This is a genomic window from Aeromonas sp. PS2Canimalfood6 (assembly GCF_048276795.1).
GTDB lineage: Bacteria > Pseudomonadota > Gammaproteobacteria > Enterobacterales > Aeromonadaceae > Aeromonas > Aeromonas caviae.
The window spans coordinates 115,636-132,466 of the sequence record NZ_JBLUXC010000001.1 but is presented as its reverse complement, the minus strand read 5'-3'; the positions used below and the strand labels follow the sequence as shown (position 1 = coordinate 132,466).

Sequence of the window (16,831 nt, the reverse complement as noted above, 5' to 3'; positions counted from 1 at the left end):
GAGGGCAAGGGGATCTCCCTTGCCCTGAGGGGAGGAATTACTCGAATTGGGACAGGTTGTCTTTGTCTACGCCCACGTAGGCAACGCGGACGACCTTGTTGTCGATCTTCCAGTTGGTGCCTTCACCGGCCGGCTTGCCTTCGGCCAGGTTCTTGGTCAGCTCGAAGGTGGCCTTGGCCTGGTTGGCCGCATCGTTCAGCACGGTACCAGCCATGGCACCGCTCTTGACCATGGCCAGGGCTTCCGGCAGGGCGTCAACACCGAACACCGGGATGGCGGTCTTGCCCTGGGCCTTCAGGGATTCCACGGCACCCATCGCCATGCCGTCGTTGTTCGCGATGACTACTTCGATCTTGTTGGCGTTCGGACCGGAGATCCAGGCGTCCATCTTGTCCTTGGCCATGGCGGTATCCCACATACCGGTATCCATGTGCAGTTGCTCGGTCTTGATGCCGCCATCGTTCAGGGTCTTGACGACGTAGGTGGTGCGTGCTTCCGCATCCGGGTGGCCAGGCTCACCCTTGAGCAGCACGAACTGGATGACGCCATCCTTGTTCAGATCCCACTCGGGATGGGCCTTCCAGTGCTTGGCGATCAGCTCGCCCTGGATGATGCCGGACTCCTTGGAGTCGGTCCCTACGTAGTAGGCCTTGTCGTAGCTGGCCAGATCGGCTGCGCTCGGTTCCTTGTTGTAGAACACCACGGGGATCTCGTCCGCACGGGCTTTCTCGATCACGACAGGGGCCGCCGCCGGGTCGACCAGGTTGATGGCCAGCGCCTTCACGCCCTTGGCCAGCAATACGTCGATCTGGTCGTTCTGCTTGGACTGGTCATTCTGGGAGTCGTTCATCAGCAGTTCCACGCCGGGATTGGCTGCCGCTTCCTTCTCGATGGCCTTGCGCACCACGGCCATGAAGTTGTCGTCATACTTGTAGACGGTGACACCGATACGGGTATCGGCCTGGGCTTGGGCTCCCGCCATCAGTCCCATCAGCAAGGTGGCAACTGTCGTGAGTTTTTTCATTGTTATGCTCCGATCTCTATCTGTTTTTTGTAGGGAATGCTGTACACCGTTTGAGCTGGCGCCAGCCTAATGTAATCAGTTTGTTGTGAGGCGGTCTGTGATCCTGGCAACATAATGAAAACGTTTACACTCTGTTACATAGCCGTAATATTGTTAAAAATTAAATAGTTACGTGAGAAACTGCCTTTGGGTCTCGCCATCTCGCGACGGCGGGTCCGGCTAGCTCAGACGGCAGTGCCACTGATAACAACCCGGCAACAGCCAGAACTCGGGCCGCACGCTCTGGCTCCAGGAGTCGTCGCCTCCCACCCCCATGTGGAAGCCATCGAGGCACAGGTGCGTGCCCCCCAGAGCCACCAGATCGGTCTGGTGACGGGCTTCGGTCAGCTGCTGCTGACTGTAGCGGCTGACACTGAAGTGGAAGCGCCCCTCCACCACCAGATCCCCCAGTTGCAGTGCGCGGGTATCGCAGCGCAGCCCGTTGTCGGTGGGGAAGACATAAGGGGTGTGCAACGCCTCGATGGGCAATTGCCAGCGACCGAGATCGGCGGCGAGCCGGCGATCCGGGTAATTCTCGTGGGGGCCAAGCCCCAGCCAGCTCACCGGGGCACCTTCGGCCGGTTCATCGGCCAGCCAGAGCCGGGCACCGATGCGCGGCAGGGAGGGCATATCGGCGGCCACCTCCACCTCGATGGCGAGGTGCATGGCGCCCTCCCCGTCCACCCTGTGATGCCAGCGGGTCAGGATCTTCGGTTCGTCACCCACGAAGTAGCCGTGGTGCGCCGTGATGAGACCCAGCTCCGGACTCGCCTCCAGGCCGAGACAGCGGTGCTGCAGATCATTGAGTCCGGCCTCCTGCCAGCGGGCAATCCAGGCGTTGGGATCGGCGTGATCCGCCTCGCTGGTGCCGATATCGTTGTCGAGCGGCGCCCGATAGAAGTGATCGGCGATGGCGTCGCGCAGCCGTTCGCGGCCCTGTTTCTGCCAGCTGACGATGCGACCACTGGCCTTGTCGAGCTGCCACAGGGAATCTGCGGCGCCAAGCACCCAGTGATCGCGCTGCTCGGTCAGGCTGACCGCCGGGCAGGCCGATGGCAGCGCCAGGGGCGCGGGCAACAGGCATTGCTGGCGAGCCACCTCGTGACCCGCTCCGGCCCAGGCCGTGGCGGTGGGCTGCACGATGGCGAGATCCAGCCAGGCGAGCGCCCCCGGCGCAAAGGCCGGCAGTTGCTCCAGCAGGGTCAGCGTCACGCTCCCCCGGGGGGCCAGCTCGAGCGGGCATTCACCCTGGCTCACCACCACGCCGTCTTCACACAGACGCCACTGCAGGCGTTCGTTGTCCGTCTCGCGGAACAGGTATTCGCTGCGGATCTCCACCGTCAGCGGCTGGCGACCCTGCAGGGTCAGAACAAAGGGCTGCTGGGCACGCCGGGCTTCAAACAGGGAGGGATGGGGGGTGCGATCGGGGAACAGCAGGCCGTTGCAGCAGAACTGGCGATCGTTGGGAGTGTCGCCGAAATCGCCACCATAGGCCCAGAAATGGCGGCCATCGTCGGTCTGCTTGTCCAGCCCCTGATCGACCCAATCCCAGACAAACCCACCCTGCAGCCGCGGATGATCGCGAAATGCCTGCCAGTAATGGGCATAGCCCCCCAGGCTGTTGCCCATGGCGTGGGCGTATTCGCACAGGATCAGCGGCCGGGTCTCTTCCGGCAGGCCGATCCACTTGGCCAGTGCCCACTTGGGCACCGCCGGGAAGGGTTGATCCTGATGGGTACGGGCATACATGGGGCAGATGATGTCGGTGGCCGGGGTGTCGGCCCCGCCCCCTTCGTACTGCACCGGGCGGCTGGGGTCCGCCCCCTTCACCCAGCGATACATGGCGTCGTGGGCCGGGCCATAACCGGATTCGTTCCCCAGAGACCAGATGATGATGCTGGGGTGGTTGAAGTCCCGGGCCACCATGCGGGTAACCCGCTCCAGGAAGGCGTTGCTCCAGGCGGGATCCCGCGCCAGCCGCCCCATGGGGGTCATGCCGTGGGTCTCCAGGTTCGCCTCGTCCACCACATAGAGGCCGAGCTGGTCGCACAGGCGATAGAGCTCGGGGTGATTGGGATAGTGGGAGCAGCGCACCGCGTTGAAGTTGTGCCGCTTCATCAGCAGCAGATCCTGCTCCATGTCGGCCGGGGTCACCACGTGACCGGTGGCGGGATGGTGTTCATGGCGATTGGCACCACGAATCAGCAGGGGCTGACCGTTGACCCGCAGCAGGCCGCCACGGATCTCCACCGCCCGAAAGCCCACGTCATGGGCCTCGCTCTCGAGAGCGCTTCCCTGCTCGTCCAGCAGGGTCAGGGTCAGGCGATAGAGGTGCGGGGTCTCGGCGCTCCACTTGTGTGGCGCCGTTACCGTCAGCCACAACTCGGCGCGATCGTCATACACCCCTTTCTCGTCGATGGCCTGGGTGCCGATCCGCTGGCGCAGGGTCGCGACCCGCTCGTCGCCATCATAGAGGTTGGCCTCCACCGACAGACCGGCTCCGTTGGCCGCCTGCAATTCAACCTTGAGGTGGGCATCCCGGTAGCAGGCGTCGAGCTCGGGCGTCACCCGGATATCCATCAGATGACGGGTCGGTTTGTGCAGCAGGCTGACGGAGCGGAAGATGCCGCTCATGCGCCACATGTCCTGATCTTCCAGATAGGAGCCGTCAGACCAGCGCAGCACCAGGACGGCGAGGCGGTTGGCCCCGGCCTGAAGGAAGGGGGTCAGATCGAATTCCGCCGGCAGCCTGCTGTCCTGGGAGTAACCGACCCAGCGGCCGTTGCAGAAGAGGTGAAACGCGCTGTCCACCCCGTCGAAGATGATCCGGGTCTGCCCCTCGGCCAGCCAGTCCGCAGCAACGGTGAACTCGCGGGAGTAGCAACCGGTGGGGTTCTCGGCAGGCACCCGGGGCGGGTCGCAGGGAAAGGGGTACTTGATGTTGGTGTAGATGGGCACATCCGTGATGGGCCGCGCCCCCGGATAGGCCGCAGCCAGTTGCCAGTTGCCCGGCACCTTGATGGGGCAGGCATCCGGCAGATCCTCTACCAGCCACTGCTCCGGCACCCGCTCCGGGGCCTCGAACCAGGAGAACTGCCACTCGCCGTCCAGCAGCAGGCGGGAAGGTGACAACCCCCCCATCCTGGCTTCCCCTTCACTGCGCCAACTGGACAAGGGGGTATGGGCTGGCAACCGGTTCACGGCGGTGATCCCCTGGGTCTGCCAATCCTGACGGGCCACTATCTCCCTGAGCATGCTTCACTTCTCCCTGCATTCACGCTGAAAACCACTGCAGTGTAGGAGAGTTTTGCCCGGTGATCGGCGATCCCGCTCACACAGATGTAAACGATTACACTCATTTTGTTAAGTAAAACGGAGTAAAAATCGGATAAATCCGGGTAAATGACCCCAAGGGGGGAAAAGCGGACCTTAGGAAGGGCAAAAGATGCCCGGGAGTGTGAAACCGGGAGGCAATGGCCGAACCAGCGGAGCAAGCCATGGCCAAGACCCGACATCGTGCCCCCTCGCCCCAACCCGGTTCCGGGCACGCAGCCCGGTCTCTCGAAGGAGCGCGCAGAGGCCACGAGAGCCCCTGCCCGGCGCAGAGAAAAGCCATGGCGGGTGTCTGGCAGGATCTGGCCGGAAGTGAGGCTCGGCAGGCCGGGGGAGAGGAGCTCGTGGCAGACGAGCGGGAAGAGCAGCCGAGTTCAGTAGGCAGGGAGTGTGAGGGGACGGTTATCACTCCTCAGACAGTCCTTTATGGTCTGCGCTAGCCATGCTCTGAGCTATCTATCGTCTGAGCTATGGGGGCGCTTTATATGCTGCAGTACGGGTTCGCCAGGTGCAGCGCTTGCGCCGACGGGGGCGCAAGCGCTGCGATCAGGACCTGACGGGAGCGACCGAATGGCGGTTGATCAGGGTGGGGGTATAGATGCGGCTCTGCACCGATTCACTCTCCCCTGCGGCGAGTTGTAGCGCCAGCTTGGCAGCCTGGGCCGCCATCAGCTCGATGGGATAGCGCATGGTGGAGAGCTTGGGTCTCAGGTATCTGGCGTAGATGATGTCATCGAAGCCCACCACAGAGACCTCTTCCGGCACCTTGAGGCCGTTGTCCGCCAGCACGGAGATGGCCCCTGCCGCCATGGCGTCGTTGTAGGCCACCACCGCCGTGATGGGCAACCCCTTGGCCAGCAGGTTGAGCATGGCGCGCTCACCCCCCTCTTCATTGGGCATGCCGCTCTCCACCAGCTCGGGATCGGCGAAGACCTCCGCCTCCGCCAGGGCATCCTGATAGCCCTGATGGCGCAACAGCGCATCCTCGATGGCGTGATCCGAGCTCAGGAAGGCGATATGGCGGTGGCCGAGATCCAGCAGATGACGGGTGGCGGTCGCCGCACCCTGGCGGTTGTTGAGAGCGATGCAGCGCCCCCTCAGACTCGGAATGTCGCGGTTGATCAGCACCATGCCGGGGGCACGCAGGGCGTAGTCGACCAGCTCCTCGTCGCCGAGCGCCTTGCTGTGCACCACCAGTGCCTCGCAGCGTTTGCCGATGAGCAGCTCGATGGCCTCCCGCTCCTGCTGGGCGCGGTGAAAACCATTACCCATCAACAGGTGCAAGCCCTGCTCCACCGCCACCGCCGCGACCCCTTTGACCAGGGCGCCGAAGAAGGGATCCGCCACGTCCCCCACCACCACTCCCATGGTGTCACAGGTCTGGCTGACCAGGGCCCGCGCGTTGGCGTTGGGGGTATAGCCCAGCTCGGCCATGGCCTTCAGCACCACCTCGCGGGAGGCGGCACTGGCCTTGGGTGAGTTGTTCATCACCCGTGAAACCGTTGCCACTGACACATTGGCCAAACGGGCGACATCCTTGATGGTGCTCATGCTGTTTTCACTTATTTCACGCTGCAACTGGCCGCATTATACCGTTCAATGTCACTGATAACAGGGGGAAAAATCAGAACTTGCCACATTGGTCGATGAAAACAAGTGTAATCGTTTACACGTATTTGTTAAGCAGCTCACAGTTTGCCCGTCAGCCCCTCGGCTAGACTCCTGCTCAGGCTTTCCTGATGCGAGGAGTTGAGGGTGGAACAACGGATGAAAGTACTGGTCACCGGCGGTTGCGGCTACATCGGCAGCCACACCTGTCTGGCCTTGCAGGCCGCAGGCATGGAGCCCGTGGTGGTGGACAACCTCTGCAACAGCAAGGCGGGCGTCCTGACCCGTGTCGCCGCCATCAGCGGGCACGAGCCCCGCTTCTACGAGGGGGACATCCGTGACCCGGCCCTGCTGGATCGCATCTTCAGCGAGCAGCACATCGACGCCGTGATCCACTTCGCCGCCCTCAAGGCGGTCGGCGAGTCGACCCGCATCCCGCTGGACTACTACGAGAACAACCTGAGCGGCACCCTGGTATTGCTGCAGGCGATGAAACGGGCCGGGGTACGCAATCTGGTGTTCAGCTCGTCGGCCACCGTCTACGGCGATCCTGCCAGCACCCCGATCCGGGAGGATTTCCCCCGCAGCGCCACCAACCCCTACGGCCGATCCAAGCTGATCATCGAGGAGATCCTCGAGGATCTGCAGCGGGCCGAGCCCCACTGGAGCATGACCCTGCTGCGCTATTTCAATCCCGTCGGCGCCCACGAGTCCGGCACCCTGGGGGAGGATCCCCAGGGCATCCCCAACAATCTGATGCCGTTTTTGACCCAGGTCGCCATCGGCCGACGCGACTGCCTCTCGGTCTTTGGTAACGATTACCCAACCATCGACGGCACCGGGGTGCGCGACTACATCCATGTGATGGATCTCGCCGAAGGGCACGTCAAGGCTCTGGAACACTGCGCCGGACGGGGCGGTGTCCACGCCTACAACCTGGGCACGGGCCAGGGCCAGAGCGTGTTGCAGATGGTCGCGGCGTTCGAGGCCGCCTGCGGTCGGCCCCTTCCCTACCGGATCGAGCCACGGCGCCCCGGCGACATCGCCGAGTGCTGGGCCGATCCCGCCAAGGCCGCTCGGGAACTGGACTGGCACGCCAGCCGGGATCTCGCCGCCATGTGCGCCGACAGCTGGCGCTGGCAGTCCGCCAACCCCAATGGTTACGAGGCGTAGGCCCTGGCCTGCGCCTTCGGATGTATTCAACTCACACACTGGAGTGATGATGTTCAACCCCGTTGATCACCCCCACCGCCGCTTCAACCCGCTCACCGGCCAGTACGTGCTGGTCTCCCCTCACAGGGCCAAGCGCCCCTGGCAAGGCCAGGTCGAGAAGGTGAGCCTGGCGCCGAGCCAGGCCCATGATCCCGACTGCTTCCTCTGTGCGGGCAACACCCGGGTGACCGGCGATATCAACCCCGACTATCAGGGCACCTTCGTCTTTACCAACGACTTCGCCGCCCTGATGCAGGACACCCCGGCCGCTGACGCGGCGCCGGATCCCCTGCTGAAGCTGGAAGCCGCCCGGGGCACCAGCCGGGTCATCTGCTTCTCGCCGGATCACGGCAAGACCCTGCCCGAGCTGCCCCTGCCCGCCATCGAAGGGGTGATCACCACCTGGATGGACCAGGTGGCCGAGCTCTCTGACCAGTGGGAATGGGTGCAAGTCTTTGAAAACAAGGGCGCCGTCATGGGCTGCTCCAACCCGCACCCTCACGGCCAGCTCTGGGGCAGCGACTTCCTGCCCAACGAGATTGCCCGAGAAGAGGCGCACCAGCGCGCCTGGCTGGCCGAACACGGCCGCCCCCTGCTGCTGGATTATGTGGAGCGGGAGCTGGCGGATCGCTCCCGCATCGTGGTGGAGACGGCCCACTGGCTGGCGGTGGTGCCCTTCTGGGCAGCCTGGCCGTTCGAGACCCTGCTGCTGCCCAAGGCCCATGTCCCCTCCATGCTGGATCTCACCCGGGAACAGCAACAGGATCTGGCCATCGCGCTCAAGGAGCTCACCAGCCGCTACGACAACCTGTTCCAGTGCAGCTTCCCCTACTCCATGGGCTGGCACTTCGCCCCGCCCCGTTCCGACTGCCCCGAGGCGTGGCAACTGCACGCCCACTTCTATCCGCCCCTGCTGCGCTCCGCCACGGTGCGCAAATTCATGGTGGGCTTCGAGATGCTGGCCGAAACCCAGCGCGATCTCACCCCGGAACAGGCGGCGGAACGGCTGCACGCCCTCAGTCCCATCCACTACAACGACCAGAATCAGGCCAACGAGGAGGCCCTATGACCCCGAGCCAGCGCGTCAGCGCCGTGTTTGCCGAGCAGTTTGAGCAACAACCCGACCTGCTGGTACGGGCTCCAGGCCGCGTCAACCTCATCGGCGAGCACACCGACTACAACGACGGCTTCGTGCTGCCCTGCGCCATCGACTACGAGACCTGCGTCGCCATCGGCTTGCGCGGCGACAACCTGGTCGAAGTGATCGCCGCCGACTACGACAACCAGCGCGACCGGTTCAGTCTCGATCAACCCATCGAGCACCACCCCAGCCAGCGCTGGAGCGACTACATCCGCGGCGTGGTGAAACACCTGCAGGCACGGGGCCACGCCCTGCGCGGCCTTAATCTGGTGGTCTCCGGCAACGTGCCCCAGGGGACGGGTCTCTCCTCCTCCGCTTCCCTGGAGGTGGCCATCGGCCAGGCCTTCAAGGAGGCCCAGGGGCTGGCCATCAGCCAGGCGGAAATCGCCCTCAACGGCCAGCAGGCGGAGAACCAGTTCGTCGGCTGCAACTGCGGCATCATGGATCAGATGATCTCCGCGAGCGGCAAGCAGGATCACGCCCTGCTGCTCGATTGCCGCTCCCTGGAGACCCGGCTCATCCCCATGCCCACCGATCTGGCGGTGCTCATCGTCAACTCCAACGTGCGCCGCGGCCTGGTGGACAGCGAATACAACACCCGTCGCCAGCAGTGCGAAACCGCCGCCCGTCACTACGGGGTCAAGGCCCTGCGCGACCTGGATCTGGCGACCCTGGAAGCGGGCAAGGCCGGTCTGGACGAGGCCTGCTATCGCCGTGCCCGCCACGTGGTCGGCGAGAACGCCCGCACTCTGGCGGCGGCCGATGCGCTGGCACAGGGCGATCTGGTGCGCCTCGGCGAGCTGATGGGCCAGTCCCACGCCGCCATGCGCGATGACTTCGAGATCACCGTGCCCCCCATCGACGGCCTGGTGGAGATCATCAAGGCCCGGCTCGGCAGCGAAGGCTGTGTGCGCATGACCGGCGGCGGTTTTGGCGGCTGCGTGGTCGCCCTGCTGCGCCCCGAGAAGGTGGCCGAGGTGATCGCCGTGGTGGAGGCGGAATACCCGGCCCGTTTCGGCCTCAAGGCGGACTGCTACGTCTGCCGTGCCAGCGCAGGGGCCGGCAGACTGTAACACACGCCTGGCAACGGGGGACGCCCCCTGCCCGGCACTCGCGACGCCGGCAGGGGGCGACGGGATCACGACGGGGAACCGCAAACCATGATGAGATTCGAGCTGGAAAACGAGGAGGGACTGCGGCTGCGCGGTCTCGCATACGGGGCCACCCTCACCTCCCTCACCCTGCCGGTGGCGGGAGAGCGGCGGGAGGTGCTGCTGGGCTGCGCCGACGAGGCCTACCTCACCCAGCAGGTATGGCTGGGGGCTGTGGCGGGGCGCTTTGCCAACCGCATCGGCGGTGCCCGCCTTGAGCGGGAAGGCCAGTGCTGGACGCTGGACGCCAACCAGGGGGCCAACTGCCTGCACGGCGGGCGCGACGGGTTCCATCGCCGCACCTGGCAGATCAAGGAGCAGGAGGCGGACAGGGTCAAGCTGGCGCTCCTCTCCCGGGCGGGGGATCAGGGCTTTCCCGGCAATCTGAAGGTGAGCCTGGAGTATCGGCTGGAGCAGTGCGATCTGGTGGTCGACTTCTGCGCCAGCACGGACGCCCCCAGCCCGGTCAGCCTCACCAGCCACGCCTACTTCAACCTGGATGGCGGTGGCGACATCCGCCACCACACCATCAGCCTCGACGCCGACCGCTACCTGCCCACGGATGACCAGAGCCTGCCGCTGGCCATCGCCCCGGTGGAAGGCCCCTTCGATCTGCGCGCCCCCCGCCCCATCGGCCAGGCGTGGCTGGACCACCCCCAGCAGCAGTTGGCCAAGGGGTACGATCACGCGTTTCTGCTCAACAACAGCGATTTCGAGCCTGTTGATGAGCCGTTTGGTGGGTCCAACCAGCCATGGGCCGCCCGGGTGATCTCGGGGGATGGCAAGCTGACCATGGCGGTCTACACCAACCAGCCCTCCCTGCAGTTCTACAGCGGCAACTGGCTGACCGGCACACCGGATCGTCAGGGCCGACCCTACCGGGATTACGACGGCTTCTGCCTGGAGGCCCAGCAATTGCCCGACAGCCCGAACCGGCCCGCCCTCGGCGATCCCTGGTTGCTGCCGGGGCAGCGTTATCGCCACCAGACCCGTTATCGCTTTATTCCTGCCCCCTGACAGCCCCGCTCGGGCAGACGAAGGGGCCCGGGCGCGCCGCCACGTCATGGCAGCCCCGGCCCCGATGGCACCGCCGAATCAGCCGGGGTGAGGCCCGCCGCAGGGCCCGTCGCTCCTCATTGCACACCAGCCAAGGAACCGCACCGTGATGGATGACAACTACCTCGCCGCCCCCGACCGCTACCAGCGCCAGCCCTACCGACCGGCGGGCCGCCACGGCCTGCGCCTGCCCGGCATCGGTCTGGGCCTTTGGCACAACTTCGGCGCCGGGAGCGATCCCGCCACCGCGAAGGCCATGGTGCACCAGGCGTTCGATCTGGGGATCACCCACTTCGATCTCGCCAACAACTACGGGCCGCCGCCGGGATCTGCCGAACTGACCTTCGGCACGCTGCTAAAGAGGAGCCTGGCTCCCTATCGGGACGAGCTCATCATCGCCAGCAAGGCGGGCTACGTGATGTGGGACGGCCCCTACGGCGATGGCGGCAGTGCCAAGTACCTCTTCGCCAGCCTGCACCAGAGCCTGCGCCGTCTGGGCCTCGACTACGTGGACATCTTCTATCACCACAGGCCGGATCCCCGCACCCCGCTCGAGGAGACCTGCCAGGCCCTGGCCCTGATGGTGCGCCAGGGCAAGGCGCTCTACATCGGCCTCTCCAACTACCCGGCCCCGCTCGCGGCCAAGGCTGCCGCCCGGCTGGCGGAGCTCGGCACCCCCTGCCTGGTCAACCAGCTCAAATACTCCCTGTTCCAGCGCGATGTTGAGCCCGACACCCTGCCGACCTGCCGGGAGCACGGCATGGGGGTGGTCGCCTTCTCGCCCCTGGCCGGGGGGCTGCTGAGCGATCGCTACCTGTCGGGCATTCCCGCGGATTCCCGCGCCGCCAGTGCCAGCCCCTTCCTCACGGCGGACCAGATCACCGAGGAGAAGCTCGCCACCGTCCGCGCCCTGCATGCACTGGCCCTGCAACGGGGTCAGTCCCTGTCGCAACTCGCACTGCAATGGGTGCTGCGCGACCCCGTGGTGAGCTGCGCCCTGATCGGCGCCAGCCATCCCCAACAGATAACGAGCGCCGTCGACGCCCTGGGGCAGCCCCCCCTGGACGATGATCTTCAACAGAAAATCCTGTCCATACTGGCCTGACAGCACAAAGAGATCATAAAACAGAGGTCAACTGGCGTGACTGACCTGTCAGAACGTGACGGGGCCGTCATGGCTTCTGACAGCATGCGGCAAGCCGCGCCCTGCATGGTCCGCCAGCGCCCTTTCCCGGCCGGAACAGGGCGCTGAAATCCCCAATATTCACTGGTTGCCCGCGCGATTTTCCGCCATCATTGGCCGCCCCGACCCGTTCGGGGTTGATTTTATCCAGACCCCATAACCAAGAGATCTGCACCATGACCGAATCCTACGCCCTGTTCGTCGCCTTTGTGCTGGGCATAGTGGAAGGCCTGACCGAGTTCCTCCCCGTCTCCTCCACCGGCCACATGATCATCGTCGGCCACCTCCTCGGGTTTGAAGGACCCAAGGCCGCCACCTTCGAGGTGGTGATCCAGCTCGGCTCCATCCTGGCAGTGGTCGTCATGTTCTGGCGCCGCCTGTTCGGACTCATCGGCATTCACTTCGGTCAGAAACCGACCCCGGGCCACGCGACCCTCTCCCTGGTGCACGTCATCCTCGGCATGCTGCCTGCCGTGGTCGTCGGGCTGGCTATCCACAGCTGGATCAAGGCCAATCTGTTCGGGCCGGAAACCGTGATGTATGCCCTGGTGGCCGGTGGCATCCTGCTCATCATCGCCGAAAAGTTCCGCCCCGCCGTGACCGCGGAGACCCTGGACGACATCAGCTACAAGCAGGCCTTCGGCATCGGCCTGTTCCAGTGCCTGGCACTCTGGCCCGGTTTCTCCCGCTCCGGCGCCACCATCAGCGGCGGCATGCTGATGGGCATCAGCCGCCACGCGGCAGCGGAATTCTCCTTCATCATGGCGGTACCCATGATGATCGCGGCCAGCGGCCTGGATCTCTACAAGAGCCGCGACTTCCTCTCCATGGCGGACTTCCCCATGTTTGCGGTGGGCTTCGTCACCGCCTTCGTGGTGGCCATGGTCGCCATCAAGACCTTCCTGGCGCTGATCCGTCGTCTCGACTTCATCCCGTTCGCCATCTACCGCTTCCTGCTGGCCTTCGTCGTCTACCTGGTCTTCGTGGCCTGATGGGCTGCGCCCCCAAGCAACACAAAAGGGACCCGAGGGTCCCTTTTTTCATGCCATGATACCGCCTCAGTCGCGCGGCAGCCCGCTATCGCCGAGCAGCCGTGATCCCAACTCAATAGAGGTGCTGGCTGATGCCGTTGAGCAGCCGTGACAGCCCCTTGGTGAACTGCACGGGGGCATCTTGCACCGTGTAGCAGAGGCAGCCGTCCGGGGTTCGGGGGCTGTGGGCGTGGCTGGCGTCGCGCCAGATGAAATCCCCCGCCTGATAGCGGGTGTCGCCATCCTCGATGGTGCCCGCCAGCAGCAGGGTCAGCTCATATCCCTTGTGGGTGTGCTCGGGGATCCGCCCCCCCGCCTCGATGTGGAGCAGGTTGGCCCGCGCACCCATCTCGTCCAGCGGCAGGCTGACCTGACGGATGGCCCCGAGATGACGCCACCTGGGGGCATGATGCCGTGCCAATGCCCGCGGCAGCCGGTAACTGTGACCCGCCACCCTGAGCTCTGGCCTCGGGCTCTCGGGAAGGGCGAGCGCCGCCTCCGTCGCCACCGGCTGTTGCAGTATGCCCGCCAGCATGGCATCGAATCCGGCGGGCAGCGCCTCGTCCGGCGCGTCAGGGGCGAGATGCTGGCACGCCAGCGCCTCTTCAAATTGCTTCACCCGGGCGGCGCACTCGGGGCAGAACTCGCAATGGGCGGAGACACCGACGGCCAGCGGCAGAGGCAGCTCGTCGGCAGCGAAGGCGCGCAGCATGGGTTCAGTCGGATGGGTCTTAATCATGGCCTTGCTCCACTTGTTCCTTCAGTTTCTGTAGTGCCAGCCGCAGCCGGGACTTGATGGTGCCAAGGGGCACGCCGAGCCGGTCGGCCAGCTCCTGCTGGGAGAGCTCCTGCAGGTAGATGCCGCGCACCACCTGCTGCTGCGGCTCCGGCAGCGTGGCGACATAGTGGGCCATCTGGCGGGTCAGCACCGCGTCTTCACCGCCGCTCAGGTGCTCCTCTTCGGCCCGGAATTCCAGCAGCGGCCAGATCTCCTCGGCGCAGAGCTCCTCCTTGCTGGCGCGGCGGCGGCGCAGCATGTCAAAGCTCTGGTTGCGCATCACTGTGTAGATCCAGGTGGTGGCGGCGCCCTTGTCGGGGTGATAGAGCCGTGCCTTCTGCCAGACCAGCAGCATGGTCTCCTGCACCAGTTCCATGGCGTTGGCCTCGCTGCCGAGGTGGCGCAGCCCGTAGCTGCGGATGCGCGGCGCGAAGTGGTGGAACAGGGTGGCGAAGGCAGCCTTGTCGGCACGCTCGGCCACCCGGACCAGCAAAGATGTGAGGTCGCCGTCTGGGTTGTCCATGGGGGGCGATGTCCTGCGTGGAGCCGATTGTGGTTGGCCAGTATATGCCATTGCGCCATCCCTCGCGTGTGGTGTTCACCCCCAATACGGTGAGCGAGGAAAAAGGATCACCGGGAAGGGGAATTCAATGGCTCGCGACCAGCAGACCGCTCAGCAGGGAGAGAGTGGGCTGGTTGTCCTTGGCCGCCACCAGCCACTGTTTTTGTTCCACCGGGATGGGCAGCACCTCCAGCCAGCGCTGGGCGACCCAGCTCGCATCCTCCCAGTCCGGCTCCGGATAGAGGGCCGCGTACTCCGGATAGTCGTTGAACACGTCCTGCAACGCCTTGGCCAGGGAGTGCTGATCCGCCTGGAGCCTGCCGCTCTGCCAGGGGGGCAGGGGCTCCACCTCGCCGACCCGCAGACCGTCCTCTTCCTGCCAGAGATCCGTGATGCGCACCCGCTCCACCCCGAGTACCGTGATGCCGAGCAAACCATCGGGCAGCAGATCGAAATCGATGATGCGCACCCGGGTGGCGATGGGGTACATGTTGCGCAGCGCGTCGGGCTGGCGGGGGTCCAGCATGCAGAGCGCGAACTCCCGCTCCCGGGACTCGGCGATCATGCGCTGGTATCTGGGCTCGAAGATGCGCAGCGGCATGATGCCGCCCGGCAGCAGGTGAGCGGAGAGTGGAAACAGTACCAGTGTCATGGGAATCATCCTCCAACGGCGTCCTCAAAGGATACGACCGCCACGGGAAGCGGGATCATTCAGATCGAATCGGTATAAATAACCCTGTCATAATCAGGGGAAAATAGCCTGGACAAGCCGTTTCGTTATGCAGTAGAAATGGATAACCACCACTTACCCAAATCAATATCCTGTAATGTGGTGGAAAACGCAGTGATATATCCGCCACGCCCACGGGTGCAGGCCGTTCCTATAGTTTTCTCGGCCCGATGCGGGTAAAATTCACGCCCTTATCCAGTCAGTCACTTTTCGACGCGCAACCTCGGTGGTCAGTTATGAAAGAGCATATTCATCATCTACTTGAACAAACGGTAGCCAATCTCAAGTCCGCAGGCGTCCTGCCCGCCGACCTGGAAGCCCGGGTGCAAGTAGACCGATGCAAGGAGAAGGCTCACGGCGACCTGGCCACCAACCTGGCCATGCTGCTGGCCAAACCGGCCCGCAAGAATCCCCGCGAGCTGGCCGCTGCCATCATCGAGCACCTGCCCGCCTCCGATCTGATCGCCAAGGTCGAGATCGCCGGCCCCGGCTTCATCAACTTCTTCTTCGACCCGAGCTGGCTGGCCGGTCAGGTGGAAGCCATGGTGACTTCCGACAACGCCAACGTGAAACTGCCAGCGCCGCAGACCGTGGTGGTGGACTACTCCGCTCCCAACGTGGCCAAGGAGATGGCGGTGCACCACATCCGCTCCACCGTGCTCGGTGACGTGGCCGCCCGCGCCCTCGAATTCCTGGGCCACAAGGTGGTGCGTGCCAACCACATCGGCGACTGGGGCACCCAGTTCGGCATGCTGATCGCCTATCTGGAGAAGATGGCCAACGAGCACGCCTCCGACATGGAACTCAAGGACCTGGAAGCCTTCTACACCCAGGCCAAGCGTCACTACGACGAAGACGAAGCCTTCGCCGAGCGCGCCCGCAACTACGTGGTGAAACTGCAAGGTGGCGATGAGTACTGCCGCACCATGTGGAAGAAGCTGGTCGACATGACCATGGAGCAGAACCAGCGCAACTACGACCGTCTGAACATCTCCCTGTCCAACAAGGACATCATGGGCGAGTCCATGTACAACGACATGCTGCCGCAGATCGTTGCCGACCTGAAAGCCAAGGGGCTGGCAGTCGAGAGCGAAGGGGCCACCGTGGTGTTCCTGGACGAGTTCAAGAACAAGGATGGCGAGCCCATGGGCGTCATCATCCAGAAGAGCGACGGCGGTTTCCTCTACACCACCACCGACATCGCCTGCGCCAAATACCGTTACGAGAACCTGGGCGCCGACCGGGTCATGTACTTCATCGACTCCCGTCAGCACCAGCACCTGATGCAGGCCTGGACCATCACCCGCAAGGCAGGCTATGTGCCGGAGTCCGTGCCCCTCGAGCACCACGCCTTCGGCATGATGCTGGGCAAGGACGGCCGTCCCTACAAGACCCGCTCCGGCGGCACCGTCAAGCTGGTCGACCTGCTGAATGAAGCGGAAGAGCGCGCCAGCGCCCTGCTGGAGAGCCGCAACAGCGACCTCTCTGCCGAAGAGAAGGCCCAGGTGGTGCACGCCATCGCCATGGGCGCAGTCAAGTATGCGGATCTCTCCAAGAACCGCACCACCGACTACATCTTCGACTGGGATCTGATGCTGTCGTTTGAAGGCAACACCGCCCCCTACCTGCAATACGCCTACACCCGCATCCAGTCCATCTTCCGCAAGGCCGGCGTCGATGCCGACACCCTGAGCGGCAAGGTGGTCCTGAGCGAAGACGCCGAAGAGACCCTGGCCCAGAAGCTGATCCAGTTCTCCGACGCGGTCAACGGCGTGGCGGACAAGGGGATGCCGCACCTGCTCTGTACCTATCTGTATGAGCTCTCCGGCAACTTCATGACCTTCTACGAAGCCTGCCCGATCAACAAGGACGGCGTGGACGAGGCGACCCGCCAGAGCCGTCTGCTGCTGTGCGCCGCCACCGCCAAGGTGCTCAAGCTGGGCCTGGGCGTGCTGGGCATCCACACCCTGGAGCGCATGTAAT

The 16,831-nt window shown here is 64.6% G+C and carries 13 protein-coding genes; 7 read left to right on the top strand and 6 right to left on the bottom strand.

The features are described 5' to 3' along the window. Positions 1 to 37: 37 nt before the first annotated feature. From mglB to ACNPAA_RS00590, 3 genes are all read right to left on the bottom strand, one after another. A complete protein-coding gene (gene mglB, locus ACNPAA_RS00600; protein WP_417891503.1) occupies positions 38 to 1,024 on the bottom strand; it encodes a galactose/glucose ABC transporter substrate-binding protein MglB in 987 nt (328 codons plus the stop codon). Positions 1,025 to 1,243: 219 nt separating this feature from the next. Beyond that, on the bottom strand, positions 1,244 to 4,318 hold the full coding sequence (locus ACNPAA_RS00595) for a beta-galactosidase (RefSeq protein WP_417891502.1): 3,075 nt from the start codon (positions 4,316 to 4,318) through the stop codon (positions 1,244 to 1,246). Positions 4,319 to 4,942: 624 nt separating this feature from the next. Next, entirely contained in the window at positions 4,943 to 5,947 is a 1,005-nt protein-coding gene (locus ACNPAA_RS00590; protein ID WP_010676018.1) for a substrate-binding domain-containing protein, read from the bottom strand. A gap of 216 nt (positions 5,948 to 6,163) precedes the next feature. Between ACNPAA_RS00590 and galE the strand changes: the two genes are divergently transcribed. The 6 genes from galE (at position 6,164) to bacA (ending at position 12,739) form a co-directional block, all read left to right on the top strand. After that, positions 6,164 to 7,177, top strand: coding sequence for a UDP-glucose 4-epimerase GalE (gene galE / locus ACNPAA_RS00585; protein WP_045522836.1), 1,014 nt, complete (start codon positions 6,164 to 6,166; stop codon positions 7,175 to 7,177). A gap of 49 nt (positions 7,178 to 7,226) precedes the next feature. Further along, positions 7,227 to 8,285 (top strand): UDP-glucose--hexose-1-phosphate uridylyltransferase, encoded by a 1,059-nt coding sequence (locus ACNPAA_RS00580; RefSeq protein ID WP_201872550.1) that lies wholly within the window; start codon positions 7,227 to 7,229, stop codon positions 8,283 to 8,285. Continuing rightward, positions 8,282 to 9,430, top strand: a complete 1,149-nt coding sequence (gene galK / locus ACNPAA_RS00575; protein WP_417891501.1) for a galactokinase — start codon at positions 8,282 to 8,284, stop codon at positions 9,428 to 9,430. The genes ACNPAA_RS00580 and galK overlap by 4 nt, the downstream gene beginning before the upstream one ends. A gap of 27 nt (positions 9,431 to 9,457) precedes the next feature. Beyond that, positions 9,458 to 10,525, top strand: coding sequence for a galactose-1-epimerase (locus ACNPAA_RS00570; RefSeq protein WP_268843149.1), 1,068 nt, complete (start codon positions 9,458 to 9,460; stop codon positions 10,523 to 10,525). 148 nt (positions 10,526 to 10,673) lie between these two features. Beyond that, positions 10,674 to 11,669 (top strand): aldo/keto reductase, encoded by a 996-nt coding sequence (locus ACNPAA_RS00565; RefSeq protein WP_417891500.1) that lies wholly within the window; start codon positions 10,674 to 10,676, stop codon positions 11,667 to 11,669. A gap of 254 nt (positions 11,670 to 11,923) precedes the next feature. Further along, entirely contained in the window at positions 11,924 to 12,739 is an 816-nt protein-coding gene (gene bacA / locus ACNPAA_RS00560; protein WP_010676024.1) for an undecaprenyl-diphosphate phosphatase, read from the top strand. Positions 12,740 to 12,851: 112 nt separating this feature from the next. Here the strand turns inward: bacA and ACNPAA_RS00555 are convergent, their stop codons facing one another. The 3 genes from ACNPAA_RS00555 to ACNPAA_RS00545 form a co-directional block, all read right to left on the bottom strand. Continuing rightward, positions 12,852 to 13,517, bottom strand: coding sequence for a ChrR family anti-sigma-E factor (locus ACNPAA_RS00555; RefSeq protein ID WP_043153968.1), 666 nt, complete (start codon positions 13,515 to 13,517; stop codon positions 12,852 to 12,854). Beyond that, positions 13,510 to 14,079 carry a sigma-70 family RNA polymerase sigma factor gene (locus tag ACNPAA_RS00550; RefSeq protein WP_010676026.1) on the bottom strand — a complete coding sequence of 190 codons (570 nt, stop codon included), beginning with the start codon at positions 14,077 to 14,079 and terminating at the stop codon, positions 13,510 to 13,512. Before ACNPAA_RS00550 ends, ACNPAA_RS00555 begins: the two co-directional genes overlap by 8 nt. A 124-nt stretch (positions 14,080 to 14,203) precedes the next feature. After that, positions 14,204 to 14,770 (bottom strand): LON peptidase substrate-binding domain-containing protein, encoded by a 567-nt coding sequence (locus tag ACNPAA_RS00545; protein WP_010676027.1) that lies wholly within the window; start codon positions 14,768 to 14,770, stop codon positions 14,204 to 14,206. A gap of 314 nt (positions 14,771 to 15,084) precedes the next feature. Between ACNPAA_RS00545 and argS the strand changes: the two genes are divergently transcribed. Beyond that, positions 15,085 to 16,830, top strand: coding sequence for an arginine--tRNA ligase (gene argS, locus ACNPAA_RS00540; protein WP_010676028.1), 1,746 nt, complete (start codon positions 15,085 to 15,087; stop codon positions 16,828 to 16,830). The last annotated feature ends 1 nt before the right edge of the window (position 16,831 follow it).